This is a genomic window from Streptomyces gamaensis (assembly GCF_042656465.1).
GTDB lineage: Bacteria > Actinomycetota > Actinomycetes > Streptomycetales > Streptomycetaceae > Streptomyces > Streptomyces gamaensis.
Genome location: NZ_JBHSPB010000009.1, coordinates 106,225 through 132,388 on the forward strand (window position 1 = coordinate 106,225; position 26,164 = coordinate 132,388).

The 26,164-nt window shown below is 71.7% G+C and carries 30 protein-coding genes; 14 read left to right on the forward strand and 16 right to left on the reverse strand.

Annotated features, from left to right (window positions below; genetic code table 11):
- Positions 1-15: 15 nt before the first annotated feature.
- Positions 16-897 carry a polysaccharide deacetylase family protein gene (locus ACFP1Z_RS16580; protein WP_390317141.1) on the reverse strand — a complete coding sequence of 294 codons (882 nt, stop codon included), beginning with the start codon at positions 895-897 and terminating at the stop codon, positions 16-18.
- A 116-nt stretch (positions 898-1,013) separates the two neighbouring features.
- Between ACFP1Z_RS16580 and ACFP1Z_RS16585 the strand changes: the two genes are divergently transcribed.
- The 4 genes from ACFP1Z_RS16585 to ACFP1Z_RS16600 all read left to right on the forward strand — a co-directional run bounded on the left by ACFP1Z_RS16585 (position 1,014) and on the right by ACFP1Z_RS16600 (position 4,578).
- Entirely contained in the window at positions 1,014-2,207 is a 1,194-nt protein-coding gene (locus ACFP1Z_RS16585; protein WP_390317142.1) for a THUMP-like domain-containing protein, read from the forward strand.
- A gap of 153 nt (positions 2,208-2,360) precedes the next feature.
- The gene (locus ACFP1Z_RS16590; RefSeq protein ID WP_390317143.1) at positions 2,361-2,927 is read left to right on the forward strand and encodes a hypothetical protein; all 567 of its coding nucleotides are present in this window, start codon (positions 2,361-2,363) and stop codon (positions 2,925-2,927) included.
- 108 nt (positions 2,928-3,035) lie between these two features.
- Positions 3,036-3,833, forward strand: coding sequence for a hypothetical protein (locus ACFP1Z_RS16595; protein ID WP_390317144.1), 798 nt, complete (start codon positions 3,036-3,038; stop codon positions 3,831-3,833).
- 124 nt (positions 3,834-3,957) lie between these two features.
- Positions 3,958-4,578: a hypothetical protein gene (locus ACFP1Z_RS16600; protein WP_390317145.1), complete on the forward strand. Its 621-nt coding sequence runs from the start codon at positions 3,958-3,960 to the stop codon at positions 4,576-4,578.
- Here ACFP1Z_RS16600 and ACFP1Z_RS16605 read toward each other — a convergent pair.
- On the reverse strand, positions 4,550-4,837 hold the full coding sequence (locus ACFP1Z_RS16605; protein ID WP_390317146.1) for a hypothetical protein: 288 nt from the start codon (positions 4,835-4,837) through the stop codon (positions 4,550-4,552). The two genes, ACFP1Z_RS16600 and ACFP1Z_RS16605, sit on opposite strands and share 29 nt — an antisense overlap.
- Before the next feature lie 225 nt (positions 4,838-5,062).
- Between ACFP1Z_RS16605 and ACFP1Z_RS16610 the strand changes: the two genes are divergently transcribed.
- Together ACFP1Z_RS16610 and ACFP1Z_RS16615 are read left to right on the forward strand one after the other, a co-directional pair.
- A complete protein-coding gene (locus ACFP1Z_RS16610) occupies positions 5,063-6,244 on the forward strand; it encodes a sensor histidine kinase (protein WP_390317147.1) in 1,182 nt (393 codons plus the stop codon).
- A gap of 139 nt (positions 6,245-6,383) precedes the next feature.
- Positions 6,384-6,980 (forward strand): response regulator, encoded by a 597-nt coding sequence (locus ACFP1Z_RS16615; protein WP_390317341.1) that lies wholly within the window; start codon positions 6,384-6,386, stop codon positions 6,978-6,980.
- Between the two features lie 307 nt (positions 6,981-7,287).
- On the opposite strand, the gene ACFP1Z_RS16620 is transcribed toward ACFP1Z_RS16615, so the two are convergent.
- From ACFP1Z_RS16620 to ACFP1Z_RS16630, 3 genes are all read right to left on the reverse strand, one after another.
- On the reverse strand, positions 7,288-7,566 hold the full coding sequence (locus tag ACFP1Z_RS16620) for a hypothetical protein (protein ID WP_390317149.1): 279 nt from the start codon (positions 7,564-7,566) through the stop codon (positions 7,288-7,290).
- A 109-nt stretch (positions 7,567-7,675) separates the two neighbouring features.
- On the reverse strand, positions 7,676-7,840 hold the full coding sequence (locus ACFP1Z_RS16625) for a DUF397 domain-containing protein (protein WP_390317150.1): 165 nt from the start codon (positions 7,838-7,840) through the stop codon (positions 7,676-7,678).
- A gap of 17 nt (positions 7,841-7,857) precedes the next feature.
- Positions 7,858-8,664: a helix-turn-helix domain-containing protein gene (locus tag ACFP1Z_RS16630; RefSeq protein ID WP_390317151.1), complete on the reverse strand. Its 807-nt coding sequence runs from the start codon at positions 8,662-8,664 to the stop codon at positions 7,858-7,860.
- 185 nt (positions 8,665-8,849) lie between these two features.
- On the opposite strand from ACFP1Z_RS16630, the gene ACFP1Z_RS16635 reads away from it, so the two are divergent.
- The 3 genes from ACFP1Z_RS16635 (at position 8,850) to ACFP1Z_RS16645 (ending at position 9,851) form a co-directional block, all read left to right on the forward strand.
- Positions 8,850-8,978, forward strand: coding sequence for a hypothetical protein (locus tag ACFP1Z_RS16635; protein WP_390317152.1), 129 nt, complete (start codon positions 8,850-8,852; stop codon positions 8,976-8,978).
- Positions 8,975-9,229 carry a DUF7848 domain-containing protein gene (locus ACFP1Z_RS16640; protein ID WP_390317153.1) on the forward strand — a complete coding sequence of 85 codons (255 nt, stop codon included), beginning with the start codon at positions 8,975-8,977 and terminating at the stop codon, positions 9,227-9,229. Before ACFP1Z_RS16635 ends, ACFP1Z_RS16640 begins: the two co-directional genes overlap by 4 nt.
- 220 nt (positions 9,230-9,449) lie before the next feature.
- Positions 9,450-9,851 carry a DUF6247 family protein gene (locus ACFP1Z_RS16645; RefSeq protein ID WP_390317155.1) on the forward strand — a complete coding sequence of 134 codons (402 nt, stop codon included), beginning with the start codon at positions 9,450-9,452 and terminating at the stop codon, positions 9,849-9,851.
- A 16-nt stretch (positions 9,852-9,867) separates the two neighbouring features.
- Here the strand turns inward: ACFP1Z_RS16645 and ACFP1Z_RS16650 are convergent, their stop codons facing one another.
- Positions 9,868-11,286: a glycoside hydrolase family 18 protein gene (locus ACFP1Z_RS16650; protein WP_390317156.1), complete on the reverse strand. Its 1,419-nt coding sequence runs from the start codon at positions 11,284-11,286 to the stop codon at positions 9,868-9,870.
- Positions 11,287-11,638: 352 nt separating this feature from the next.
- On the opposite strand from ACFP1Z_RS16650, the gene ACFP1Z_RS16655 reads away from it, so the two are divergent.
- On the forward strand, positions 11,639-12,424 hold the full coding sequence (locus ACFP1Z_RS16655) for a GNAT family N-acetyltransferase (RefSeq protein WP_390317157.1): 786 nt from the start codon (positions 11,639-11,641) through the stop codon (positions 12,422-12,424).
- On the opposite strand, the gene ACFP1Z_RS16660 is transcribed toward ACFP1Z_RS16655, so the two are convergent.
- From ACFP1Z_RS16660 to tsaB, 5 genes are all read right to left on the reverse strand, one after another.
- Entirely contained in the window at positions 12,421-12,729 is a 309-nt protein-coding gene (locus ACFP1Z_RS16660) for a hypothetical protein (protein WP_390317158.1), read from the reverse strand. The two genes, ACFP1Z_RS16655 and ACFP1Z_RS16660, sit on opposite strands and share 4 nt — an antisense overlap.
- Before the next feature lie 36 nt (positions 12,730-12,765).
- Entirely contained in the window at positions 12,766-13,131 is a 366-nt protein-coding gene (locus ACFP1Z_RS16665; protein ID WP_390317342.1) for a hypothetical protein, read from the reverse strand.
- A 107-nt stretch (positions 13,132-13,238) separates the two neighbouring features.
- The gene (tsaD, locus tag ACFP1Z_RS16670) at positions 13,239-14,399 is read right to left on the reverse strand and encodes a tRNA (adenosine(37)-N6)-threonylcarbamoyltransferase complex transferase subunit TsaD (RefSeq protein ID WP_390317159.1); all 1,161 of its coding nucleotides are present in this window, start codon (positions 14,397-14,399) and stop codon (positions 13,239-13,241) included.
- A 3-nt stretch (positions 14,400-14,402) separates the two neighbouring features.
- Positions 14,403-14,894, reverse strand: a complete 492-nt coding sequence (gene rimI, locus ACFP1Z_RS16675; protein WP_390317343.1) for a ribosomal protein S18-alanine N-acetyltransferase — start codon at positions 14,892-14,894, stop codon at positions 14,403-14,405.
- 23 nt (positions 14,895-14,917) lie between these two features.
- Positions 14,918-15,586, reverse strand: a complete 669-nt coding sequence (gene tsaB / locus ACFP1Z_RS16680) for a tRNA (adenosine(37)-N6)-threonylcarbamoyltransferase complex dimerization subunit type 1 TsaB (RefSeq protein ID WP_390317160.1) — start codon at positions 15,584-15,586, stop codon at positions 14,918-14,920.
- A gap of 131 nt (positions 15,587-15,717) precedes the next feature.
- Here tsaB and ACFP1Z_RS16685 point away from each other — a divergent pair, with 131 nt between their 5' ends.
- On the forward strand, positions 15,718-16,281 hold the full coding sequence (locus ACFP1Z_RS16685) for a hypothetical protein (protein WP_390317161.1): 564 nt from the start codon (positions 15,718-15,720) through the stop codon (positions 16,279-16,281).
- Positions 16,282-16,586: 305 nt separating this feature from the next.
- On the opposite strand, the gene ACFP1Z_RS16690 is transcribed toward ACFP1Z_RS16685, so the two are convergent.
- The 4 genes from ACFP1Z_RS16690 to alr all read right to left on the reverse strand — a co-directional run bounded on the left by ACFP1Z_RS16690 (position 16,587) and on the right by alr (position 20,425).
- Positions 16,587-16,826, reverse strand: coding sequence for a hypothetical protein (locus tag ACFP1Z_RS16690; RefSeq protein WP_390317162.1), 240 nt, complete (start codon positions 16,824-16,826; stop codon positions 16,587-16,589).
- A 259-nt stretch (positions 16,827-17,085) separates the two neighbouring features.
- Positions 17,086-17,652 carry a tRNA (adenosine(37)-N6)-threonylcarbamoyltransferase complex ATPase subunit type 1 TsaE gene (gene tsaE / locus ACFP1Z_RS16695; RefSeq protein WP_390317163.1) on the reverse strand — a complete coding sequence of 189 codons (567 nt, stop codon included), beginning with the start codon at positions 17,650-17,652 and terminating at the stop codon, positions 17,086-17,088.
- A gap of 362 nt (positions 17,653-18,014) precedes the next feature.
- Entirely contained in the window at positions 18,015-19,187 is a 1,173-nt protein-coding gene (locus tag ACFP1Z_RS16700) for an alpha/beta fold hydrolase (RefSeq protein ID WP_390317164.1), read from the reverse strand.
- Complete coding sequence (gene alr, locus ACFP1Z_RS16705; protein WP_390317165.1) at positions 19,187-20,425, reverse strand: alanine racemase; 1,239 nt, start codon at positions 20,423-20,425, stop codon at positions 19,187-19,189. The genes ACFP1Z_RS16700 and alr overlap by 1 nt, the downstream gene beginning before the upstream one ends.
- 127 nt (positions 20,426-20,552) lie before the next feature.
- Between alr and ACFP1Z_RS16710 the strand changes: the two genes are divergently transcribed.
- The 3 genes from ACFP1Z_RS16710 to ACFP1Z_RS16720 all read left to right on the forward strand — a co-directional run bounded on the left by ACFP1Z_RS16710 (position 20,553) and on the right by ACFP1Z_RS16720 (position 22,723).
- On the forward strand, positions 20,553-21,998 hold the full coding sequence (locus tag ACFP1Z_RS16710; protein WP_390317166.1) for an NAD(P)H-hydrate dehydratase: 1,446 nt from the start codon (positions 20,553-20,555) through the stop codon (positions 21,996-21,998).
- Positions 21,999-22,088: 90 nt separating this feature from the next.
- Entirely contained in the window at positions 22,089-22,346 is a 258-nt protein-coding gene (locus ACFP1Z_RS16715) for a hypothetical protein (RefSeq protein WP_390317167.1), read from the forward strand.
- Complete coding sequence (locus ACFP1Z_RS16720; protein WP_390317168.1) at positions 22,343-22,723, forward strand: PIN domain-containing protein; 381 nt, start codon at positions 22,343-22,345, stop codon at positions 22,721-22,723. Before ACFP1Z_RS16715 ends, ACFP1Z_RS16720 begins: the two co-directional genes overlap by 4 nt.
- 61 nt (positions 22,724-22,784) lie before the next feature.
- On the opposite strand, the gene ACFP1Z_RS16725 is transcribed toward ACFP1Z_RS16720, so the two are convergent.
- The gene (locus ACFP1Z_RS16725; RefSeq protein WP_390317169.1) at positions 22,785-26,135 is read right to left on the reverse strand and encodes an NACHT domain-containing protein; all 3,351 of its coding nucleotides are present in this window, start codon (positions 26,133-26,135) and stop codon (positions 22,785-22,787) included.
- Positions 26,136-26,164 lie beyond the last annotated feature (29 nt).

Consider the following 26,164-nt stretch of genomic DNA (forward strand, 5'->3'; position numbering starts at 1 on the left):
GCGCACCCGGCCCGCTCAGACGTAGTCGTCGAGGCGCGCCACCGTGAACCCCTGGGCCTGGATGCTGCGCAGCATGTTGATGACCATGCGCGTCATCGTCGTGCCCTTGAGCTCCTTCGGCCCCCGGAAGTGCGCGAGCACGATGTCGCCGGCGTGCAGCTTGTCGCCCCGCGCGTAGCGCATGTCGTTGATCTGCATCGTCGCCTCCCACAGCACCACGGCCCTGACCCCGCAGCCGCCCGCCGCGGCGAGGGTGGCGTTGTTGTAGTTCCCGTAGGGCGGACGGAACAGCGGCGGGCGGGCGCCGTAGCGCTTCGCCAGCCGGTCCTGCTGGCCGCAGATCTCGCGGCGCTGGTCCTCCGGGGACAGCGTGCGCAGGTTGGGGTGCGAGAGGGTGTGGTTCTGCACGGCGTTGCCGAGGGAGCGCAGCTGGTCGAAGTAGCCGTAGCCCGCTCCGGCGCGCGCGATGTCGTCCGTCAGGAACATCGTGAACGGCAGCTTGAGCTCCTTGGCCATCTTCACGAACTCGGGGTCCTTCTCGGCCCCGTCGTCGAAGGTGAGGAAGACGACCTTGTCGTCGGTCCGGACGCTCTTGACGACCGGCGGGACGGTCCCCGGCTTCAGCTCGTCCGTCAGCTTCTTCACCGGCGGCGCGGGCGACGGGGCGAGCGGCTTGTCCAGCCCCCAGCGCCGCCAGGCGTCGTCGGGGACGGGACTGGACGCGGCGGCGCTCGCGGAGGTCTCCACACCGGACGGACTCCCGTCCTTGGGCGGCGCGGGCGTGGACGAGGCACCCTGCGAACAGCCGGAGAGTACTCCCGCGAGCAGCAGGACGGACAGGCCGACGGGCAGGGCCTTGGCGAGTACGGCCCGCAGGCCGGGGGCAGTCGAGCTCACCCCTCCGATTGTGCCGACAGCACGGCCGGAGCGCGTGACGGGGAGGTACGGACGGTACGGGCCGTACGGACCGTACGGGCGCGCCCCGCCGTCCCGCGAGCGGCGAGAATGGACCCGTGCCCGCACCACAGAACGCGCCGACCGCCCCGCCGCTCGCCCCCCTCCTCACCGACGAGGGCCGCCGCCTCCTCGAAGAACTGCGCACGTACGACCCCGCGCACGAGCTGGCCCTCGCCACGCGGCTGCGCCGGGAGCACCCGGCGGAACTGGTCTCCGCCGCGCTGGGGCAGGCGCGGCTGCGGCAGCGGGCGGTGGCGAAGTTCGGGGAGCACGACGCGTACCGCATGTACTTCACCCCCAACGGCGTCGAGCAGGCCACGCGCGCCCCGGTGGCCGCCTACCGCGCCGAGCGCTTCCGCGCGCTGGGCGTACGGCGGGTCGCGGACCTGTGCTGCGGGATCGGCGGTGACGCGATCGCCCTGGCACGCGCCGGGATCGCGGTCCTGGCCGTGGACCGGGACCCGCTGACCTGCGAGGTGGCCCGCGCCAACGCCGACGCCCTGGGCCTGGCCGACCTGATCGAGGTACGCCGCGCGGACGTCACCGAGGTGGACACCACCGGATACGACGCCGTCTTCGTCGACCCGGCCCGCCGGGGCGGCCGCGGCCGCATCTTCGACCCCGAGGCGTACTCGCCCCCGCTGTCCTGGGCGATCACCGCGGCCCGGACGACCCCGCACGCCGCCCTCAAGATCGCTCCCGGTGTCCCGCACGAGGCGGTCCCCGAGGACGCGGAGGCCGAGTGGATCTCGGACGGGGGCGAGGTGAAGGAAGCGGTCCTGTGGTTCGGCACCTCCCCCGGCACGTACCGCGCGACCCTGCTCCCCGGTCCGCGCTCCCTGACGGGCCGGGGCCTGCCCGACCCCGGGGTGCGCCCGGTGGGCCGCTACCTCTACGAGCCGGACGGCGCGGTCATCCGCGCCCACCTGGTCGCCGAGGTCGCGGACGAGCTCGCCGGCGGCCTGATCGACGAGACGATCGCGTACGTGACGGGCGACGAGCTGCGCGCGACGCCGTACGCGTCGGCGTACGAGATCACGGACGTGCTGCCGTTCAACGTCAAGAAACTCAAGGCACTGCTGCGGGAACGCGGGATCGGGGTGGCGGTCATCAAGAAGCGGGGGTCGGCGGTGGAACCGGAGGAACTGCGCAGGAAGCTGCGGCTCGACGGGCCGAACTCCTGCGTGATCGTCCTGACCCGGGTCGCGGGAGCCCCGACGATGCTGCTGGGGCAGCAGGTACGTCCGTAACGACCCTGCCCCGTAAGGGAGTCGGCGCACCCCCTTGGCCAAGTCCCGGTCGCGGTGCATGATCTCCGTGGCACGGTCGAAGCGGTACGGGGGAGTCCGCCGGCTTTCGTACGTGCCACCCGGCGACGCCATCCCCCACCCGCGAGGGCCGACATGTTTCCCGACCGCATGTACTGGGGCGCCGCGGTGGTGCGGCTGTTCGTCGACAAGTACTCGTTCGTCCTGACCGGGCCGAGGAACCACGAGGACTGGCGGCAGGACGCGCTGGCCGTCATCGCACGCGAGGTCGCCGACCCCCGGGGATGGCTGTCGGTGGACTGGGAGGAACTGCACGAGAAACAGCGGCCCGCCGGGAACACGGTCTACCCCTTCGAGACCCTCACCCCCGACGACCTCTCGCAGCGCCTGCACCGCATCGCGCCGGAACACGCCGCGCAGCTGCTCGTGGCGATGACGGACGACTGGTGCGAGGCACCGAAGATCCCCAACTATGCCGAGGAGCGCGGGGAGTTGCTGGAGCAGGCCAATGTGCTCCTCACCCGCTACGAGCCGGACTTCCAGTGCTGGTCGAACGTCATCGAGAAGCCCTCGAAGGCGAGCCCGGACCTCTTCTACCGGGCACCCGGCTGGCACAACCTCACGCAGTACCTGGCGGACTACGGGCTGATCGTGGTCTCGGAGTCGGAGGTGGGGGTGTTCTGGTCGTTCAACCCCATCTGAGGGCGGGGCGGGTTTTCGGGGGCGGCTCACCCGGACGGCCCGGTGCGGTGGCGCAACACGGCCGGGGGTGGTGGTCTCGGAGCAGCACCGTGTGACCAGGAGGCCCCCATGGACCGAGCAGCCCGCGCGTTTCGTGGCGCGGCGGCCGCGCTGGCCGTTACCGCGCTGGTGGCGACAGGGGCGTGTTCGGGCGGCGGCAAGAAGGGCGGCGCGTCCTCTCCGCCGGCCTCTTCCCCTTCGGGTTCTCCTTCCGGTTCGCCCTCCGGGTCCCCGTCCGGCGGACGGCTCACCCAGGCGCAGGCCACGGCCGCACTCGTCGACACCTCCGACATGGGCGCCCAGTGGTCCAAGGTCTCCGGCGCGCCCAGCACCCCGGACGCGCTGACGCGGGACAGGACGAAGACAGCCGAGTGCCAGACGCTCCTGGACCGGCTGGCCAACGGGAACATCCTGGGCACGACACCCTCCCCCATGGCGAGCAGGCTGTTCAACCACACGCCTGGACCTGCCCAGTTGGTCTACCGAGTGGGCTCGTACACCCCGGCCGACATCGACAAGGGGCTGGCCTGGCTGAAGTCGCTGCCCAAGGTCTGCGACCAGTTCAAGGTCACGGACCCGGCCGGCACCACGTTCACGGGCCAGGTGGTGAAGGCGGACCTGCCCTCCGTCGGCGACGACCGGGCCGGGGTACGGCTGAACCTGGGCACGAAGGCGCAGGGGACCAACGCGGCGCTGACCATGGAGGCGGCCGCCGTCCGGGTCGGGACCGACGCCATCACGCTGGCCAACGGCGGGATCAACCTGCCGCAGACCGGGATCGTCGGGGAGCAGACGAAGGTGGCTCTGGACAAGGGCACGTCCCGGCTCAAGGAAGTTCTTTCCGGGAAGACGCCGTCGAGTCTCTAGCCGAGTCCTTGGCGGAGTGCTCAGCGGAGGCGGAGCGGATTCCGGGGCGGCTCGGGGTCGGGTGGGGGTCGGATGGGGGTCATCCCGGACGGCACGGCGGGCCCGGGGCGGAAAGATCGTGGCCATGAAGAACACGACGTGGGGGCGGGCGGCATGCGTCGCGGGACCGGCATGCCTGACGGCCTACGGGCTGATCCGGCTCACCGACCAGGAGCACGGCCCCGGCTCCGCCTGGACACTGGGCCATCTCGCCATGCTCACGGGGGTGTTGGCCTTCATCCCGGTGTTCCTCACCCTGCACCGCGCGGCAGCACGGGGCACGGGCCCCGCCGGCCGCGCCGTCGCGGGCGCGGGGGCACTGCTGGGTCTGTACGGCACGGCGGCGGTCACCGTGCAGTCGGCCATCGACCTGGACGTCGGTTTCCGGGCAGCGGACCGGGCGGGCATGGACGAGCTGTTCCAGGAGGTCCAGAGCGACGCGCTGGTGAAGGCCGAGGTGTACAGCGTGGGTCCCCTGCTCTTCTACATAGGACTCGTGCTGCTCACCGCCCAGTTGGCGGTCCAGCGCAGGGCCGCGGCCTGGCGGCCGGTGGCCGTTGTCGCGGGGATCGCGGCGGCGGGGGCGAGCCTGGACCTGATGCCGGTGGCGGGGCTGCTGTTCCTGGCGGCGCTGGGGGCGTTGGGGAGGGCGGGTGGGGCCGATGCCGCGGGCGGCCTCACCGATGGACTTTGTCGGTGCGGGTGAGGGTTTCGCTCGCGCCGCCCACCGCCAGGCCGAGGACGACCAGGACGATGTAGCCGTAGACCTCGTAGCCGGTGGGGATCACGTAGTGGAAGAAGCCGAAGAGGTGGAGCCACTTCCAGCCGATCCATTCGCGGAGGAGGCCGGTGGCGCCGCCGACGATCAGGATGAAGGCGATGATCTCCAGGAGGCGTTTGAGGGGGTACAGCGGGTGCTTGGCAGGATCGGCCGGATCGGCCGACCGCGTCGGGTCCGTGGTCATGGCTCGACGCTACGGCGGTCGGAGGCGGCAGCGCGTCGGGCTGCGGGTGCGGGCCTGCTGACGGAAGTCGTACGGTCCGCAGACGGCTGTCATCCCTCGGTATCGAGGTGGGCGCGCGCGGCGGGCGGGGGCGGATCCGCGACGTAGGTTCGGGGGGTGCGTTCTCTCCTTCGTCCACTGCCCGTTCGTTCCTGGCGACTGCCCGTGCGTCCTTGGCGGCCGTCCATGCGTTCCGGGCGCCGCGTTTCCCGGTCCCGGCGGGACTGGGCCGTCGACATCGGGCTGTTCCTCTTCGCGGCCTGCTTCGGGATGGTCACCTCCGAGCAGATCGCCGGGCTGGAAGAGCTGAGTCCGGCGTGGCGGGCCGTCGACCAGGTCGTGGGCGGACTGGCCTGTGCGGCGGTGTTCCTGCGGCGGCGGTGGCCGGTGGCGCTGGCGGTGGTGCTGCTGACCGCCGGGGTCTGGGCGCACTTCGTGACGGGGCCGCTGCTGGTGGCTCTGTTCACCGTGGCCGCGTACCGGCCGTGGCGGACCACGGCGTGGGTGGCGGCGCTCGCGTTCGCGCCTTTGCCGTGGTTCCTCGGCGAGTTGCCGGGGATGGAGGAACAGCGCGCCGGTTCCGGGGTCACCTATTTCGCGTTGATCGCGGGATCCATCGGGTGGGGGCTGTTCCGGCATGCGCAACGGGAGTTGATCGCCTCGCTGCGGGACCGCGCCGAACGGGCCGAGGCCGAGGCGGCTCTGCGCGCCGAGCGGGCGCAGCGGATGGTCCGCGAGGACATCGCGCGGGAGATGCACGACGTGCTGGCGCACCGGCTGTCGCTGCTGAGCGTCCACGCGGGGGCGCTGGAGTTCCATCCGTCCGCCCCGGCGGAGGAGGTACGGCGCGCGGCCGGCGTGATCCGGGAGGCTTCCCACGCCGCCCTGCAGGACCTGCGGGAGGTCATCGGCGTACTCCGGGCGACGACGTCCGCCGGGGAGAGCGGGGAAGGCCGTCCCCAGCCGACGTTGGGGGACGTGGAGCGGCTCGTGGAGGAGGCGCGGGGAGCCGGTACCGATGTCGTGTACGAACCGCTCGACAGCGCGGCCGAGTTCTCCGGGACCGTTGGCCGTACCGTCTACCGGATCGTGCAGGAGGGACTCACCAATGCGCGTAAACACGCCCCCGGTGCGCCTGTGCGCGTGCGCGTCTCCGGGCGGGCCGGGGACGAGTTGCGCGTCGAGGTGCGCAATACGGTGCCCGGACCTGCGGTTTCCGGGCCCGGGACGCGGATTCCGGGGGCCGGGCAGGGGCTCGCAGGGCTCGCGGAACGGGCCCGGCTCGCCGGCGGACGGCTGGAGTACGGGCGCTTCGGGGCGGACTTCCGGATCAAGGCATGGCTACCCTGGCCCGCACGACCTTCGTGACGTCCAGCTTTCAACCAAGCACCGGGGCGTCCCCGTCCGACACACCTGTGAGGTCCTGCCGTTGAACGCCTCCCCCACTCCCACGATCCGCGTACTGCTCGTCGACGACGACCCCCTCGTCCGCTCCGGACTGCGGCTCATGCTCGGCGGTGCGCCCGATGTGGACGTGGTGGGCGAGGCCGCCGACGGCAGAGAGGTCCCCGCGCTCGTCGGCGCCCTGCGCCCCGACATCGTCCTCATGGACATCCGCATGCCCGGCATCGACGGCCTCGCCGCCACGGAAGGCTTGCGCCGGCGCCTCTCCCCTCCCGAGGTCATCGTGCTCACCACGTTCAACACGGACGAGCATGTGTTGCGGGCGCTGCGGGCCGGGGCTGCGGGGTTCGTACTCAAGGACACCCCTCCCGAGGAGATCGTGACCGCCGTACGACGGGTCGCCGCCGGGGAGCCCGTACTGTCGCCCGCCGTCACCCGGCAGTTGATCGACCAGGTGTCGGGCGGACCCGGGCAGGCGTTGCGGAAGACGCTCGCGCAGGAGCGGCTGGGGACGCTCGCGGAACGGGAACGGGAGGTCGCGGTGGCGGTGGGAGAGGGCAAGTCCAATGCGGAGATCGCGGGCGAGCTGTATGTGTCCGTGCCGACTGTGAAGACGCATGTGTCGCGGATTCTGGGGAAGTTGGGGCTGAACAATCGGGTGCAGATTGCGTTGCTGGTGCATGATGCGGGGTTGTTGTGAGCGGTTCCGGGTGCGGGTGCGTTGCGGTTGCGGGGTGCGCACGCGGTGCGGGGTGGGTCGGGGCCGGGGCGGTCCGGGCCCGGAAGGGGCTGTATGAATTACGGCGGCGTGCCCTGGGCCGTGACGGCACCCCGACTGCCGCCGCAATTCACACTCCCCCAGCTACCGCTGGGGGTGCCCCCATCGCCCCTTTTCCGGGCCCTCCCCGCCCCGGCCCCTCCCGCCGTCTGGCGGCTGCGGACCCGCTGTACGAGCGCCCGGTTCTGGCCGGGCGGTGCCCGTACGCGGCTGCGGGCGCGTCCGGCGCCTAATCGGACAGGACCATCCCTTCCACGAAGTAGTCCAGCCCTGGTTTGAAGTCCAGCCTGGGGATGGCGGCCAGTACCTGGGGTTGCAGGTCAGGGGCCACTTCGTACGTCGCGTAGGCAAGCCACTCGTCCATCCCTGCCGGGGGCAGGCGGCGGTCGAAGAGGTCGCGGATGCGCACGATTTCTTCCCGGCTGAGTTCGGTGACGTGAGCCGGGCGTTCGTCAGCATCCCACCCGGTCAGTTCCCAGATGAGTCGGTCGCGGGTTGTGTAGTTCACACCAAAACGATAGATGTGCAGGTGAGCAGCTACCGGCTTCCCAGCCTGGGCTCTCTCACCAACGCTGCGGGTGGGCCTGCACCAGGCTCATCTGCCGCCCACAGCCTGTTCAACCGCCCGTCGCTGTCGCGTACCCGATGAAGGCCGCCCAGGCAGGTTCGGGTACCGCCAGCTGCGGCCCGCGTATTCGCTTCGAATCGCGTATGCAGATAGCTCCGCTGGAAGCCGCCACTTCTACGCATTCAGCAGCCCCGCTGCTGTACGTGGACTTCATCCACACTCTTCGGGCATTCACAGAGCCTCCATCAACTGTCTGATGTAGTCCGCGGACTCCTCGGTATTGAGCGCCAATCGGCCCAGGAGTGCACTGCGTTGAGCAATCAGACTGGTCTTCTTCACGTTGCTGTGCAACGAAGCCACCGCATGGCCCTCCTCATAGGAGACCAGACCGTGATCGGGCATCTCCATGAGAACGAACGCCCCACTGAGTCCCACATTGGCACCACCCGCACGCAGCACCTGAACGGTCACGTTGCGCTGCTCCCCCAGGTCCAGCAACCGCTGGAGCTGACGCTTGTGCTCCTCCGCTCCGACGACAGGAAAGCGCAGCGGGAGCTCGCCGATCACGAAGCTGAAGGCGCGGTCCTGATGCTTCAGCAACTCCTGGCGCGCCATCCTTGTCGCCAACCGCTCCTCGACCTCCTCGTCGCTGATGGGCGGCCAATTTGCGTGACTGAAGATCGCCCGAGCCGTCTCTTCCGTCTGCAACAGGCCGGGAATCACGAGAGGTTGGAAGGAGCTGATGGAGACCGCTTCAGCCTCGTACTGCAGATAGTCCCCGAACAGGGCCTCGGGCTTGTCCGGGTTGAGATATCCCAGCCCCGCCTCCAGCAACCCACCCGCTCCGCACATCTGGTCCGCGACCTTGAGCAGGCGTTCGGACGGCCTCCGACGACCCAACTCCATTGACTTCACGGTCTCGTAGTCGTAGTTCGCTTCGCGAGCCAGCTGCTCCCGCGTCACCCCGGCCCGCACCCGCCACAGCTTCACTTGATGCCCGCAGTAGCGCCACGGCACTGGGTATTCCCCCTCGGCCACGTGTCCACCCTTTCCGTTCTTCGCGCGAATGTACGTACACGCTGGGTACCGTCACCGTCACTTCGGGAGGCTAGCCACACCCCGGCACCCTGGGCGCCGTGAACCCAGAAATTCCGCCGCGCGGGTCATACGTCATTGACACCCGCACCAAAGAGGTGGGCCAAGTCAGGTCCCACAACGCAGAGTTGCTGCACCTGCGGCAGCCGAACGGGGACCTGGAGTGGGACTGCCCCCTCGATGCCGCGCAGCCGACGACGCTGCGCGCGTACTTGCGGGACCGCGTGATGGAGGTCAACCGCCGGAGGCACCCGTGAGCGGCGCGCCCGCCGCGCGTACGGGACGAACCGTCATCCGTCCGATGTACTGGACACTGCTGCCCGATCGCGAACCGGACGCGGAGCCGACCGTGTTCGCGATGGAATGCGTGGTGTGCGGGGAAACTTCGGCGCCGGGTGAGGAGTTCGTACCGGCACAGGAATGGACGCTGCGGCACGCGGGCCGGCATCCGTCGCATCTGACGTACCGGGAGGTGGTCCAGCGCCCGTGGCGGGCGTTCATGCACTGAGCGGGCGCGTACCTCGCCCGTACCCACCCCCCACATGCAGGAGAAGCGCAACGATGCCCGACAAAGACTTCACGGCCGCGTGGCCCCCCGCGCACACCCCGGAGGACTTCCGTAGCGCCGTGGCGACGGCGGAGACCCCGGCCGTGGCCCATGAGGCCACGGCGGAACTCAGCCGCCTCCACGGGGGCATGCCTCCGGCGGAGGACCGAGGGGGGATGCCTTGACGTCACAGGAGGGGACGGATGTCCCCCTCATTCCGCAACCGGCGAACAACCCCGAGGCCGTGCGCGCCGCCGTGGCCCGCGTCATGCGGGCGTCACTGCCCACATTTGACGCGGAGCACGCGGAAGCGCTGCGGGAGGCCCGCCGCGCAGGCAATGCCGCGCCGATGCGTCGGCTCGTGGAGCAGTGGGCCTTCTGGGTCGCGATTGAGCGGTATCCGCAACGCGCGGCGCGGCTGCACCAGCTGGAAGCGGATGCGGAGGCGGCGGACACCATGGAAGAAGCGCGGGCCGCCGTCTCCGGGATCGGACGGATTGTGGACCTCGCCCTGACGGAGGCCGGAATCCACCGGGGACCGGCCAGGGGAAAGGCCGACCGCGGCCCCCGTCACCAGCGGTGACGGGGGCCGGGGGGCGTCAACTCCCGCCGTTGAACGGCGGCTTCGCGCCGTCCAGGCCGGCCCGGATGCTCTGGGAGAGCGCGCCGGTCGTCGGGTCGTCCCCGTCGAGGGAGTACGCCATGACCCCGCCGAGCTTCAGCTTCTTCGCGTGGGCGGCCTTGGCGTAGGCGAGTGTGGGGTCGTCGTAGGTCCAGAAGACGTGGTCCGTCTTGCTGTACCGCCAGGCGAAGTTCTCCTGGCCGTCCTTCTTGTTGCGGAACACCGGGTAGCTCGTGGCATCGAGCTTGGCGATCTCGCGGTAGTCGTTGACGCCGGGCTCGTACTTGCCGGGGGCCGCGCCGGTCGCCGAGTTGTGCAGCCCGTCGGCGTGTTCCGTGCCCACGCCTGCCCAGCCGCGGCCGTAGTAAGGGACTCCGAAGGTCAGTTTCGAGCGGGCGCTCTCTCCCGCAGCCTTGATCCAGTTGTTGACCGCGCTCTCCACGGAGAGGGAAGTGCCGGTCGAGTACAGCGCCGACTGTTCGTCGGTGGTCTTCTCCCACGCGCCGTGGAAGTCGTATCCCTGGATGTTGCCGAAGTCGAGGCACTTCATGACTTCGGCCGCGTCCCAGCCGGCCTTCATGATCTCAGGGTCGGCGGGCAGGAAGGCGGTCAGCAGGTATTTCCCTCCGCGCGGCGGGTAGTCCCTGACCAGCTGTGGGTCGTCCAGTTGCTTGCGGAACTCCTTGAGGAGCTCCAGGAAGTTCGCCTTGTCGTGCTTCGGGTCGTACTTGTTGCCGGGCAGGCCCTTGTCGCATCCGGGCCATTCCCAGTCGATGTCGACGCCGTCGAAGATCCCGGCCGCGGCTTTCGCGCCGCCGAACACGTCCTTGAGCGTGATCTTCTTCGGGTTCTGCCAGTCCTGCACCCAGATCTTCTTGGGCAGGTTCCCCTTGATGAAGAGGTCGATGCACGAGGAGACGAGGTCCTCCCGGCCCTTCTTGGTGGCCGCGGCGAGTGACCAGTTGCGGCTGTAGGTCCAACCGCCGAGCGAGACCAGGACTTTGAGGTTCTTGTGCTTGGCCCTGAGCTGCTTGAGCTGGTTGAAGTTGCCCATGAGGACGTCCCGGCCCCAGCCCGGGTCGTCGGGCCCGATGGGTTCCTTGCCCGACCCCTTGATGAACGGGGTGAGGTAGTCCGCCCCCGCGTCCTCGGCGTTGATCCCGGCGTCCGCGTGGTTCGGCTTGTCCTTGTCGAGCGCCCTGACCTCCTCGAAGCACCGGTACCCGTCGTAGCCCTCGGGGTACTTCTCGGACTTGGGCACGTCGCCCGACGTGATGTTCTCGAAGGCGTAGTTGAGGATCGTCAGCCGCCCCGCCGTGCCGTTGTCGTCGATGGTCTTGAGGAACACCTTCCGGTCGTAGATCGACCACTGCGGGAAGTAGCCGATGAACTCCATGAGACCTCCTCGGAGTGCGCGCTCCGCCGTCCTGTGCGGCGCCCGTCAGCCTGTCGCGCAGCATCGTTTCCCCAATAGGTCTGCTTTGCGCCATGTATTCCGGAAGGGCATTTCTCCGCCGTTTGTTCAGATGTTGTCCCCCTGCCCGGTCACCGCAAGCTCCTCATGCGCCTCTCGCCGCACCGCAGTTCGGTCCCTCGCGCCCGGTCTCCCCCATCTGTCACCCCCGGCGGGGCGCTCCCTCCGCCATGAAGGTTCCACGTTGGCCGAGCCGGGGGCGCGCGCCGACGGCTGTGCGAGGGCCCGGCCAATTCCAGTGGCGCCCGCGCCCGCCCGATGCTGAAGTGGCCCGATGGATCGTGACGCGGTACTGGAGCTGTTCGACGCGCAGATGCGGCGCGGGGCGCGGCCCGATGGGCCGGGAGCGCGGGTGGAGCACGTGGGCGGGGTGGTCCGGCAGGTCGGTGGGGAGGGGGGCGGTGCGGGGAGTGCCGTGCTCTGGTCCGGGCTCGACGCGGGCACCGCCGACATGGCCATCACCGCGCAGGTCGAGTATTTCGCCTCCCGTGGGCGGGATGTGGAGTGGAAGCTGTACGGGCACGACCGGCCCGCCGATCTCGGGGCGCGGCTGCGGGCCGCCGGGTTCGTGCCCGGGGACGAGGAGACGCTGATGGTCGCGGAGACCGGTGGCGCGGCCGCGGATGCCGCGCCGCCGGACGGCGTCGTCCTGCGGGACGTGACGGACGCGGCGGGCGTGGAGCTGATGGTCGCCGTGCACGAGCAGGCCTTCGGCACGGGTACGGCGAAGCGGTTCAGGCAGCGGTGCCTCGCGCAACTGGGCTGCGGTGAAAGCCCCTTGACTGCCGTCGTCGCCCTCGCCGACGGTCTGCCCGTGAGCGCCGCCCGCCTGGAGGTCGTCCCCGGCACCGACTTCGCGGGGCTGTGGAGCGGCGGCACCGTACCGGCCTGGCGCGGGCGCGGCCTGTACCGCTCGCTGGTCGCGCACCGGGCGCGGATCGCCGCCCGCCGGGGCTGCCGGTATCTCCAGGTCGACGCCTCCACGCAGAGCCGGCCGATCCTGGAGCGACTGGGGTTCGTGGCGCTGACCACGACGACGCCGTACGTCCTGCGTCCCTAGCGCGCGTGGACGGCCACCCTCACACGGGTGAGGCCGGGCCTCAATCCGGCTCCGGGCCCCGGCCGTTGCGGCAGCATGCCGCGCATGACCAACAGCCAGGCAGTCGGCCCGATGGGCCGCTGCCCCATGTGCGGCAGCCCCATGTGGTGGGACGTGACGCCCCCGTACGAGGCGTGCTGGTACTGCTCGGTGTGCAACCATCCCCCGGAGCGCCGCGTGAACGCGGCCGCGCTGCCGGCGCCGTGTCCGATGGGCTGCGCGAGCCCGATCACGGAGACGGCCAGGGACGGGACCAGGCGGTACATCTGTCACCGGTCCCCGTGACGTCGTGACGGCGGGGGCTACGCGAGGTCCGTCAGATCTTCCGCGTAGAACGTCGTCAGCGGCTGCGGGCCCACGTACTGCTGGCAGGTGCACCGGCCCGGCTCGTAGGCGACGGGCTTCTTCTCCGCGTCCCAGGCGGTCGGCATCTCCACCGTCTCATGGCACTTGCCCTGCTTGTCGTGCTTGGCGAGGTGGTGGCCGCAGCCGCAGACGGGCTCCGGGGGCTTGTTCGCGGCCTCTATCGCCTCGCGCCGGTCGCGCTCGGCCTTGAGGAGTTCGAGCTTGCGCTTGTGGCGGGTGCGCATGGCCTTGCGGGCCGTATCGGCGATCTTGGTGAAGCCGCCGAAGCAGAAGAAGATCAGCACCAGCCAGTACCAACTCAACCAGTGCATGCCCGGTTCCTCCCCGTTCCCACCGCGCCGACGCCCGTTTCCCCAGAGTACGCCGCGCCCGGCCGCTTGCTGACCGGGCGGACGGCAGGCTCCGGCGCTCAGGCGTCGTACAGGTTCCGCTTGCTCAACTCGTGGACGTGGTCGTGGTCGTGGGAATGCGCGTGGCCGTGCGCACCGTGCTCGTGCGTACCGTGCTCGTGCGGCTCCTCGCCCGGTACGTGCGTGTACGTCACCGGCAGCGACGAGTCCGCCGACAGGTCCCAGGACGAGGCCGCGCGGCCCCGCGCCACCATCTCCGCGCCCAGCGCCGCGACCATCGCGCCGTTGTCCGTGCACAGCTTCGGGCGCGGTACGCGCAGCGTGATGCCGGCGTCCTCGCAGCGGCGCTCGGCCATGGCGCGCAGCCGGGAGTTGGCGGCGACACCGCCGCCGATCATCAGGTGCTCGACGCCGTTGTCCTTGCAGGCGCGGACGGCCTTGCGGGTCAGGACGTCGACCACGGCCTCCTGGAAGGACGCCGCCACGTCCGCGACCGGCACCTCCTCGCCCGCCGCGCGCTTGGCCTCTATCCAGCGGGCGACGGCCGTCTTCAGTCCGGAGAAGGAGAAGTCGTAGGCGGGGTCGCGGGGGCCGGTCAGCCCGCGCGGGAACCTGATCGCGTCCGGGTCGCCCTCGCGCGCGTACCGGTCGATGACCGGGCCGCCGGGGAAGCCCAGGTGCAGCACGCGCGCCACCTTGTCGAACGCCTCGCCCGCCGCGTCGTCGATCGTCGAGCCCAGCGGGCGCACGTCGGAGGTGATGTCGGGGGCGAGCAGCAGCGAGGAGTGGCCGCCGGAGACCAGCAGGGCCATGGTCGGCTCGGGCAGCGCGCCGTGCTCCAGCTGGTCCACGCAGATGTGGGAGGCGAGGTGGTTCACGCCGTACAGCGGCTTGCCCAGCGCGTACGCGTACGCCTTCGCGGCCGAGACGCCCACCAGCAGCGCGCCCGCGAGCCCGGGGCCGGCGGTCACGGCGATGCCGTCGAGGTCGCTCGCGCTGACCCCGGCCTCCTTCAGCGCCCGCTGGATCGTGGGGACCATCGCCTCCAGGTGCGCGCGGCTGGCCACCTCCGGGACGACGCCGCCGAAGCGCGCGTGCTCGTCCACGCTGGAGGCGACCGCGTCCGCGAGCAGGGTGTGGCCCCGGACGATGCCGACGCCGGTCTCGTCGCACGAGGTCTCAATACCGAGGACGAGGGGTTCGTCAGCCTTGCGAGCCATGGGTCATTCCTTGCACTGCGTTGTCGGGGAGATCGAGGGGGAGGATTCCGGGCCGGTCAGGCGCATCACGAGCGCGTCCACGTTGCCCGGCTGGTAGTAGCCGCGGCGGATGCCGACCGGCTCGAAGCCGAAGCGCTCGTACAGCCGCTGCGCGCGCGTGTTGTCCACCCGCACCTCCAGCAGCACCTCACGGCACTCGAAGGCGGTCGCCGCGCCCAGCAGCTCGGCCAGGAGCCGGGCGCCCAGGCCCGTACCCCAGTGCTCGCGGTCCACGGCGATGGTCTGCACGTCGCCCGTGCCGTCGACGGCGGCCAGCCCCGCGTAGCCGACCACGCGCGGCTTGTCCTCGGCGGTCTCCGCCACCACGTAGCGGCGGTTGGCGTTCGCGCCGCGCGCGTGCGCCAGCTCCGACCAGAACAGGCCCTTGGACCAGGCGTCGTCGGGGAAGAGCGCGCGCTCCAGCTCCAGCACCGGCTCGATGTCCCACCAGCGCATCTCACGGACACGCACCGTCGTGGTCACTTCGGTGTGACCACCTTGTAGTTGGCGGGCACCTGGGCGTCCGGGCGGCGCAGGTACAGCGGCGTCGTCGGCAGGAACTCCCCGCCCGTGCGCAGCCGTTCGGCCGCCAGGGCCGCGAGCGCGCCCGCCGACTGGTGCCGCGGCAGCTCCGGCCGTACGTCCGTGAACGCGTCCGCGTACAGCACCGCGCCCGCGCCGACGGCCGTCAGGCCCGCGAGGGGCTCGGTCAGGTCGCCGGGCCGGTCCACGGCCGGCTCGGTGATCCGGGTACGGGCGTCGGCGTACCGCGCCCAGTACACCTCCTTGCGGCGGGCGTCCGTCGCCACGACGAACTCGCCCTCCAGGCCCGCCTGCCCGGCGGCGTACGCGATGCCGTCCAGCGAGCACAGTCCGCGCACGGGCACGTCCAGGGCGGCCGCGAAGGTCGTCGCCGTCACGATGCCGACGCGCAGGCCCGTGTACGGGCCCGGGCCCACGCCCACGACGATGTCCGTCACGGCGTCCAGCTTGTGGCCCGCCTCCGCGAGCACCCGGTCCACGGCCGGCAACAGCAGCTCACCGTGGCGGCGGGCGTCGGTCTGGGAGTCCTCGGCGACGACCCGGTCACCGTCGTGCAGGGCGACGGTGACGGCGGGGGTGGCGGTATCAAGAGCGAGCAACAGCACACTGACAGCCTACGGCGCGGGGCGCGCCCGGCGGCGCGGGGAGGGAACGGACCACCGGTTCCCGGGAGAACCCCGGGGCGCCCGGCGGTGCTACGGTCACCCCAAGCCGTACGACAGAAAGGGCACGCAGCGTGGCACGCAGCAGCTCGGGGGCCTTCGTGGCCGGGCTCACCGTGGCGGCACTGGCCGGGGTGGGCTTCCTGGCCTACCAGGCGTCCGCCGCGCCCGACAGGCCCGCGCGCGCCGCCCACGCGGCCCCTTCCGCCTCGGACGCCCCCGACGCCGGCAAGGACACCCCCCGGGCCGACCCGAACGCGCTGCCCGCCGACTCCGGCACCGGCATGCGCGTCGTGTACGCGCTGGAGCGCAGGCGGGTCTGGCTCGTCACCGCGAACGGCGACGTCACCCGCACCTTCGAGGTCGCGCCCAGCACCGTGAACCCGCCGGTCGGCAGCTACAAGGTCACCTCCCGCACCCCCAGCGGCCCCGGCTCCGACGGCATCCCCATCGAGCACATCGTCCGCTTCCACCGCGACGCGGCCGGCGTCGTCTTCGGCTTCAGCGCCGCCGTCGACGGCTCCTCCCCGAACCCGACGGCCGCGAAGAAGACCGGCGGCATCCGCGAGAAGCCGGCGGACGGGCGGGCGATGTGGGAGTTCGCGATAAACGGGACGCCGGTGGTGGTCGTCCCGTAGGGGGCGGGTGCCCCGGCCTCCGGCCTCTGGTTTTTACGGGCCCATGGCGCCGCCGGCCGGAGTCAATGCCGGGCCCTGCCGGTCCGTCGCCCGGTGGTGGCGGGGAATCCGGGCCGAGGAGCCCGTCGGCTGCCCCGGGGCGAATCGGCGCCCGGACGCGATGCGCGGGCAGGCCCGCGCGGGACGGGACCGGGCCCCACGGCTGCCTGTCGGCGGACTCCGGGCCGGCGGTCGGCCCCAGCGCCCCTTCGGGGCTTCGGGGCGCCACCCGCACCCGGCTTCGCCGAGCCCGCCTTGGCCGGCGCTTACGCCGCCTCGCGCTCCGGCCGCTTCCCGGCAGAACTCCCGGCACCCTCACCCGTCTCCGGCGCCGCAGGCGCCACCGGCGCCACGGGCGGCGTCGAGACCGCGTCGGCCGCGGCGCAGGCCGCGAGGAGGTCGCGCACCGAGGGAGCCTTCGCCTCGTCCTCGGCCTTGGCGTCCTGGGCGCCTTCGGCGCCATCGGCGCGGCGGGCCACGGCGGCTGCGGGCTCTTGGGCCGGCATGAGCGCCTCCTGGGGGGATCGGACACAGGCGGGCATGGTTAGGCAGACCTAACCGGGTCCTCGCTCTCCATGGGACCACGGCCGGGACCACCCGCGCAACATCTTGCCGACACCCTGTCGGAACGTACGTCCGCGAGCGCCCCCGGCGTACGCCGCACCCACGTCCGACCAGGGACGGACGTACCACTCCGGCCGGGGCCGTACGTACCGTTCAGCCCGGCGTCGTACGTAACGCTCAGCCCAGGGCCGTACGCCCGCCTCAGCCCAACGCCGTGAAGTCCACGCCCGCCCAGCGCTCCCCCACGCCCACGATCCGCACCCCGCGCGGATCGGCGTGGTCCTCCGCCAGGTGCGGGTCCGTCACGGACGGCGCGTCCGCGCCCACCGCGCGCTCGATGAGCACGTGCAGCCGGTTCTCGGAGAGCTCCTCGACCTTGCCGTCGCCCCACTCGACGACGATCACCGACTCGGGCAGCGAGACGTCGAGGTCGAGGTCCTCCATCTCGTCCAGGCCGCCGGGGAGCCGGTAGGCGTCGACGTGCACGAGCGCCGGGCCGTCGCCGAGCGGCGGGTGGACACGGGCGATCACGAAGGTCGGGGAGGTGACGGCACCCCGGACGTTCAGGCCCTCGCCGAGGCCCCGGGTCAGCGTCGTCTTGCCGGCGCCCAGCTCACCGGTGAGCAGCACGAGGTCGCCGGGGCGCAGGAAGGCGGCCAGCCGGCGGCCCAACTCCCGCATGTCCTCGGGAGACTTGACGGTGATCCGCGCACCGGCGGCGGGGGCGGCGGACTCGGCGAGCGCGGCGGAATCGTGCGGGACGTTCATACCCGCCGATGGTACGGGGCCGGAAGCCGGCACGAAGCGGGCTCCCCGTGCGGGGGGCTCCGCCGGAGCCCGCACCCGGAACCGGCCCGCGGGGCCTCCCCGAGCGGCGGCCGTACGGGACCGGGACGCAGCACGGAGCGGGCTCCCCCGCTGGAGGCGCTGCCCGGAGCCCGTACCCCGGAACCAGCTCGCGGGACCTCCCCGAGCCACAGCCGCACGGAGCCGCGCCCCGAATCGCACCCACGGCCTCCACGCGAAGCACCGCACACCACCCGCACCCCGAACCAGCACGCGGGCCTCCCCGAGCGGCAGCAATACGAGCCGACACCCCGCACCGGGCAGCCGGCCCCCGCGCCCCGTTCTCAGCGCACCCGCGCCCCCCGCGCCACAGGCGCCGCCACCTGTTCCGTCAGCAGTGACACGAGCTCTCCGGAGACCGTCTCCGGGCACTCCATCATCACCAGATGCCCCGCGTCCGGCAGCAGCGCGAGCCGTGCGTGCGGCAGGGCCGCCGCGATGGCCTCGCTGTGGGTGCTGGGGATCATGAGGTCCTTGCCGCCCGCGACGACCACGACCGGGCAGTGGGCGAACGCCGACAGCGCCGTCGTCTTCTCGTGCGCGTCGAAGACCGGGTAGAACTCGGCGACGACGTCCACGGGCGTCGCCTCGATGAGCCGCTCCGCGAAGCGCACGACCGCCGGGTCCACGTCCTTCGCGCCGAAGGAGTACCGCTTGAGGACGCCCCCGAACAGGTCGGAGGTCGCGCGCCGCCCCCGCTCCATCAGCTCGGGCCGGCTCGCCATCATCTTGAACGCGGCCGGCAGCACCACCCGGCGGGCCACCGTCATCCCGGCGGCTGGCAGCCCGTACGTGTGCTGGGCGAGCCCGCCCGCCGACGTGCCGACGAAGGCGGCGCCGACGACGCGCCGCGCGATCAGCTCCGGGAACTGCGCGGCGAACGCCATCGTCGTCATGCCGCCCATGGAATGGCCCACCAGCACCAGGGGCCCCTCGGGGGCGGCCGCGTCGACGACCGCCTTCAGATCCCGGCCCAGCTGGTCGATGGAGACCGGCTCCGAGCTGCGGCCGCGCTGCGAACGGCCGTGGCTGCGCTGGTCCCAGAAGACCATGCGGACGGCGCCGCGCAGCGCCGCCCGCTGGAAGTGCCAGCTGTCCTGCGACAGACAGTAGCCGTGGCTGAAAACCACCGTGACGGGCGCCGGACGCCGCCGGCCGAACAACCGGCCGCGCGGCGCCGCCCCGGCCTCGTCGATCTCGTCGACCTCGTAGTACAGCTCGGTGCCGTCCTCGGCGACCGCCGTGCCGGGCGTACCGCGCAGCGTCCCGTAGGGGCCGGTCGCATCGAGCGCCATGCGGGCCTTGCGGCGCATGCCGCGCCCGACGGTGAGCCGTTCGACCGCGACCCCGACGGCGGCCCCGGCCGCCACGACGCCGATCGCGGCGCCGGCGAAACCGGCCCCGCGCGCCCAGGCGGCCGCGCCGCCGCGCATGCCCGTGGTGGTGCTGTCGCTCATCACGTGCCCCCCGTGTCGTCGCTCCTGGTGTTCTCTTCCCCGTTTTCGTACACGTTCTGCACCCCGTCCGGGATCTCGCTGTCCGGGATCCCGCCACCCGGGACGTCTCCGACGTAGACGCGCGGCACGCGCGCGGAGATGCGCGTGACGACCTCGTAGGCGATGGTGCCCGTGGCCCGCGCCCAGTCCTCGGCGGTCGGTTCGCCCCGGTCGCCGGGGCCGAACAGCACCGCCGTGTCACCGGCGCGCGCGCTGTCGCCCCCGAGATCGACCACGAACTGGTCCATGGCCACCCGGCCCGCGACGGTCCGCCACTTGCCGCCGACGAGCACCGGCCCGGTGCCCGAGGCGGCGCGCGGGATGCCGTCCGCGTAACCGACGGGTACGAGCGCGAGGGTAGTGGGCCCGGGGGTGACGTAGTGATGCCCGTACGAGACACCGTGGCCGCCCGGCACCCGCTTGACGGAGGCGAGCGTGGCCTCCAGCGTCATCACCGGCTTCAGCCCGAAGTCCTCCGGGGCGCCGAGCTCCGGGCTAGGGGACACCCCGTACATCGCGATGCCGGTGCGCACGAGGTCGAAGTGGCTCTCGGGGAGGGTGAGGGTCGCGGGCGAGTTGGCGTGATGCCGCACCTCGGGGTCCAGGCCCTGGGCCTCGGCGTGCGCCAGGGCCTCCTTGAAGACGTCGAGCTGCGCGCGGATCGAGGGGTGCCCCGGCTCGTCGGCGCACGCGAAGTGCGACCACAGGCCCGTGACCTTGAGCGTCCCGCGCTCCTCGGCGGCACGGGCCGCGCGGACGAGTTCCGGCCAGTCGGCGGGCTGGCAGCCGTTGCGCCCCAGACCGGTGTCGATCTTCAGCTGGACGCGGGCCGGGACCCCGGCCGCGCGCACCGCGGCCTCCACCTCGGCCAGCGCCCACAGCCCGCTCACCGTGACGTCGACATCCGCCTCTATGGCCTCGCGCCACGGGCCGCCCGGCGTCCACAGCCAGCACATCAGCCGCCCGGTGTCGCCCGCCGCGCGCAGCGCCAGCGCCTCCTGCGGCGTGGCCGTGCCGAGCCACTCCGCACCCGCCTGCCGGGCCGCACGCCCGCAGGCCAGGGCCCCGTGCCCGTACGCGTCCGCCTTGACCACGGCCATCAGCTGCGCACGGGGCGCACGGGCCTTGAGGGTGCGTACGTTGGCCCGCAGGGCAGCCAGGTCGACCAGGGCTCGGGCGCGCATCGGTGTCTCGTTCATCCCCGCCAGTGTCTCAGGACAGGGCTGGGGGCGGTGCGGTGTGTTCGCGAGCTGTCATGTCGTGGGGCGCACGGGGCGGCCGATCCCGCGGTGGTGCCCGCCCCGCGCCCCCGGAAGACTGGTGGGCATGAGGACCGCCTACACCGTAGAGACCGTACGGGCCGCCGAACGCGCGCTCATGGCCCGGCTCCCCCACGGCGCCCTGATGCAGCGCGCCGCCGCCGGCCTCGCCGCCGCCTGCGCCGACCTGCTGGGCAAGGTGTACGGCGCGCGCGTCGCCCTCCTCGTCGGCAGCGGCGACAACGGCGGCGACGCCCTGTACGCCGGGGCCCGCCTCGCCCGGCGCGGCGCGGGCGTGACCGCCGTCCTCCTCTCCCCCGACCGCGCCCACCCCGGCGGCCTCGCCGCCCTGCGCGCCGCCGGCGGACGCGTCGCCTCCGCCGAGTCCGGGGAGACGGCGCTGCGCCGCGCCGACCTCGTCGTCGACGGCATCGTCGGCATCGGCGGCCGCGGCGGCCTGCGCCCGCAGGCGGAGGCACTGGTACGGGCCGCCCGCGGCTTCGTCGTCGCCGTCGACCTGCCCAGCGGGGTCGACGCCGACACCGGCGAGGTACGGGGCGCGGCGGTGCGCGCGGACGCGACGGTGACCTTCGGCGCGTACAAGCCGGGACTGCTCATCGACCCGGCCCGCTCGTACGCGGGCGCCCTGCGCCTCGTCGACATCGGCCTGGAGCCCTTCCTGCCGCCCGTACCCGACGCGGAAGCCCTCCAACACGCCGACGTCGCCGCCCTGTTGCCGCGGCCTTCCGCCGAGAGCGACAAGTACCGGCGCGGCGTAGTCGGCATCGTGGCCGGCTCCGCGCGCTACCCGGGCGCCGCGGTCATGGCCGTCGCGGGCGCCCTCCACGGCGGCGCGGGCGCGGTCCGCTACGCCGGCCCCGCCACCGAAGCCGTCATCGCCCGCTTCCCCGAAACCCTCGTGACCGCCGGCCCCCCGTCGAAGGCGGGCCGCGTCCAGGCCTGGGTCGTGGGCCCCGGCCTCGGCGACGGCTCCGACGCGCGACGGGCCCTGGAGGACGTCCTCGCGTCGGACGTACCGGTACTGGTGGACGCCGACGGACTGCGCCTGATCTCCCCCGACGCCCTGCGGGAACGCTCCTCCGTCGCCGAAACCATCCTCACCCCGCACGCCGGGGAGGCCGCCGTCCTCCTGGGCTGCGCCCGGGAAGAGGTCGAGGCGTCACGCTCGTCCTCGGTACGGGCGGTGGCGGAGCGGTACGGGGCCACCGTGCTCCTGAAGGGTTCCACGACAGTGGTGGCGGGCGCCGGCGCGTACACCGGCCCGGTACGGGTGAACCCGACGGGAACACCGTGGCTGGCGACAGCCGGAAGCGGCGATGTGCTGTCAGGACTGACGGGGGCCCTGCTGGCTTCCGGGCTTCCGGGGGTCGATGCGGCTTCCGTGGGGGCGTATCTGCATGGTCTGGCGGCACGGGAGTTGGGGGCGGGGCCGATCACGGCCATGGGGGTGGCGGAGGAACTGCGGGGGGTTTGGGGGGACTTGGTGGACTGAGGGGACCCTCTTACGGGTGATGGATCTCCGATACACCAGAGTCGTACGGGTACGCACCCGTACGCTCGGGACCGAGTGGAAGGAGTCACCATGACTGACGCCAACATCCGCATCCCTGCCGAAGCCCGCGACCGGTTCGCCGAAGTGGCTGCCGCGGAGGGCATGTCACTGCGTGCGTACCTCGCCCGGCTGGCGACCGGTCTGCGCACCCCGGCCGAACGCGCCGACCAAGCCGAACGCGCCCGTCAAGTGCTGCGCGAGTGGAACGGTTACGACCCGACCCCGGAAGAGGAAGCCCAGCACGACCTGGACCTGAATCGCCGCATCGCCGAGGCGGCCACCCGGTGAGCGATCACCTGCACGTCGTCTTGGACGACACGGCCATGGTCGCCGCCGGCCGCGGCAATATCGCCGCGTCCCGTCTCATCTATCGCGCGCACCACGAGTCGACCGCCTACCTCTACGCCCCGGCCTGCGCCTTGGTGGAGGCCGACCGGAAGCGCCCCGGGACAGCCGAGCACCTTGCCTCGTTACCCGCCCTCATCGTCCTCGACCTCGACCTGCCCGCCGCGCTGACTGTCGCACGTGAGGGCACATGGGCGGAGGCACATGCCCGCTACGCGGCCGCGCCGAACGCGGAGCGGCCTGAAGGGGCGTTCATCGCGACTGCTGCGCCGGAGCGGTGGGTGGAGTGGCCGGTGCGGGTGATCGACGTCAATCCTTGAAGGCGGGCCGGAAGGGGTGTTGAGACCGCCGCGCAGGAGGGCGCTGCGACCTCTTCGCCCGTCACGGCGTGATCACTAAACGGGTCAGATACTCGTGTTCCGTCACCTCGGAGCCCTCGGCCAGGAGCTCCCGGTTGAGGGCCCGCCCTCCGTTCAGAGACACCCGGATCGGTCCGAGCGTACGCAACGGAGCCAGATCAAAGACATCCGGATCGGATTCCGAGATGTAGATCGCGAGTTTCGTGAGGCAGGGATAGACAACCGGAACGCAGTCGAGACCTTGCCCCACAGGATCCGTCAAGAACAGTGATGTTACTTGCGGCAACGGCTTTACGTTCCCCAGCCCGGCCAAGTCCTCATGATGCACAGCCACGACCCTGAGCCCACGCAACGTGTGCAAGGCGAGAGCATCCCTCTCGACGACATCCGTACTGAAGGTCACCCTCTCTATCCCGGAGTGAGCGGCAATCCCGGAAGGCCGCAGCTTGTGCGGCGACTTGAAGTGCAAGGAGAGGGAACGCAGCCCTGGCGGCAGCGGCACCACCCGAGGCTCTTCCGAGGCGTCTCCAAGCAGCCCTATGTGAAGCCTACGAAGCCGATCCATGGAGGCAATGACTTCCAGTTCTTCGTCATGCGCTTCTGCGAGGATGCTGAGTGACTCCAAAGCCGTGGCATTCAAAGAGCGCACATAAGTCACCCCCCGGTTGGGATAGACGTCCAGCTTGCGCAACGGCGGGCAGACACGCAGATCACGTAGGTCGACCGCAGTCTGCCCCCTCAACGTCAGCCCTTGGAGCGCCGGAGTCACAAGATCCGCGACACAGTCGCGCAGCTCAAGGTCACGGACCTCGACCATGGGACGCCCACCCAGCCTCTTGAGCGCCTTGAGGTGCTCCGTGGATCTCGCCACGAACCTGAGCTCAGGGTCAACCCCACCCTCGTACCTGAGGCGCCCGACCACAGCATCGGCATAGCGGTCCACATCGAACCGATGCCAGGACCAGGCGAGTTGAGCGCGAACTGACATGGAATCATGCGTGGCGTATTGAGACAGAAGCGGGATCGCGCGATCGTCTCCGATCACGGTGGCCGTCGTAGCGACGGCGAGCGCCTGCTCCTCGGTCAGCCCTTCCGGCCCCGGAAGCAGATCCAGAACGAACGCCCCCACCCCCGCCAGCGCCTTCGCCGCATCCTGATCCGGCGGCGGCACCAACTCAGCCGTCGCTTCCTGCACTTCCTCCCGCACCTGAGGATCCACGACCGCCGCCTCGTGCAAACACGCCGCCGCCAGCAGACGCATCCGGTCCCGGTATTCGGCTTCCCGCTCCCCCCGCTCCAGCAGCTTGCGCAGCAACTCCGTACGGCCGCGCGGAGCGGCATATCCGACCGCCATCCGCAGCACGTCCTCCCACTGGTCCTCGTGGGCGTGCCCGACCAGCAGGTCGAAGTCCATGTCGTCGACAGCCGCTTGAGCCCCCAGATAGTCCTGAAAGGTCCGGTGGATGAAGTCCAGCGTCTCGCTCGTCGGCTGCCGCAACAGCCCACTGCGGAGCACAAGCCGACGCAGGACCTGTTCGGCACTCCCGGATGCCAGCAAGCGCGGCATCGCCGGCAGGGCGCGCTCGACAAGAGTGACAGCCTTGTCCCATTCGATCTCCGAACGGCCGTTGATGACGAGCCAGTACGCCAGCTTCTGGAGGAGCGCCACCTGCTCGGCCGGGTCGAGCTCCAGCCCTTCGGGGTCGGCCAGCACTTCGCGTTCGCGGTCGCGCCGTACGAGCAGCAGCTCCAGGCCCGCCCGGTACAGCTCCATCCTCCCGTTCGGGAGGAACCCGTTCCGGGACCGGTTGAGAGCGCAAATCATCGCGCACATGAGGGGGTTGGTGGCGAGCCGCCCCAGATCCGGCTTGGCGACCACGGCCGCCTTCAGCGCATCCCGCAGCAACGGAAGCCGCTCGTCATCCCTGTCGCACGCAGCCGCCGCATGCCAGCGGTCGATGAACGCCGCCACATCGCCACGGCTCATGGGCAGCAGTTCCATCTCGGCGAAGCCGAGGTCCGCCAACCAGCCGTCCCGTACCGCCGACGGGCGGGTCGTGACCACGTAGCGCGCCTCGGGGTAGGCGACGAGCAAGTCCTTGAGCCACGCGAGAGTCCGTTTGCGCTCCGCCTCGGGGACCTCGTCCACGCCGTCGATCAGCAGCAGCGCTCTGCCTTCGTCGAGCTTCCGCGACACCCAGCCCCGCGCGGCGGGCAACCCCGCGAGCGGCCGGGCGACAGTGCGCAGGAAATCCTCGGGTTCCGGAAGCGGTTCGCCTTTCCTGAGCAGCGTCCGGAGAGGCAGCAGCAGGGGCACGCAACCGCGTAAGTCCGCCAGTTCCGGCGGCAGCCCGTCCCGGGCGGAGGCCACCGCGAGCCACTGCATCAGGGTCGTCTTCCCCGATCCCGCGGTGCCGCGCAGCAGTACGCGCTGCCGCCCGGAAAGGGCGTCCGCCGCACGCAAGGACGCGGGGGCGGGCGCGAAGGAGGGGCCGTCCCCGCCCCAGTCCATCGACCGCATGGGCCCGGAGGCAGCCGTCACCTCCAGACTCAGATACGCCACATCCAGCGGCCACGCCTCCCCCTCCCCGTCCGAAAGCGTCAGCCCCACAATGGTCAACGCCCCCTGCGTCCGCACCACGTAGTCACGGAACTTCCCCTCGAACGCGGCGACTTCCGACTCCTGGGACGGCAACAGCTCCCGCGTCTCCGGCCAGAACCCCGCGTCCGCGCTCACCCCCAGGAATCCGGTGTCCGACGCCAGCGCCCGTACCGGCGTCAGCGCCAGCCGGCTGTTCCCCCACCCGCCCGGGACCTCGCACACCACACCCGCGAGAAGCCCGTTCACGAACACCGGCGCGCCCGACATCCCCGCCCACGGCGAAACACCACCGGCAGCCCCCTGCGGCGCCGCGTGCGCGCTGTCCAGCACGTGCCGGCTCCCGAGCATGTTGCTGCCCGGCTTGTACGTGCCCACGAACTGCTCGGAGTCCAGCTCCCCGCCCCGCCCCCGCTGCACGTCCGGGTATCCGACCGCCTCCGCGCCCGGGAACACCCGCAGGCCGTCCACGAGCCCCAGCACCACCGGGTCGAAGTCCACCGCGGCCTCGTCCGCGACCAGGTCCCGCTCCGCGATCAGCAGGGCGACATCGCACTCCTCGCTGTTCTTCACCCACGCGAGGCGGCACGGGACGGGCCCGGCCCCGCCCGGCACGACCGCCCGTATCCCGGCCGCGCCGGCCACCACGTGCCCGGCGGTCAGCACGACGCGGGGCATCAGCAGATACCCGCTCCCCTGCGTCTCCCGCCCGTCCTTCCCCCGCCCGAAGACCGCCGCGACGTACCCCCGCACAGGATGAGCAACCTGCGCCATCCCATCCCCCCCTCTCCTCTCCATGGCAC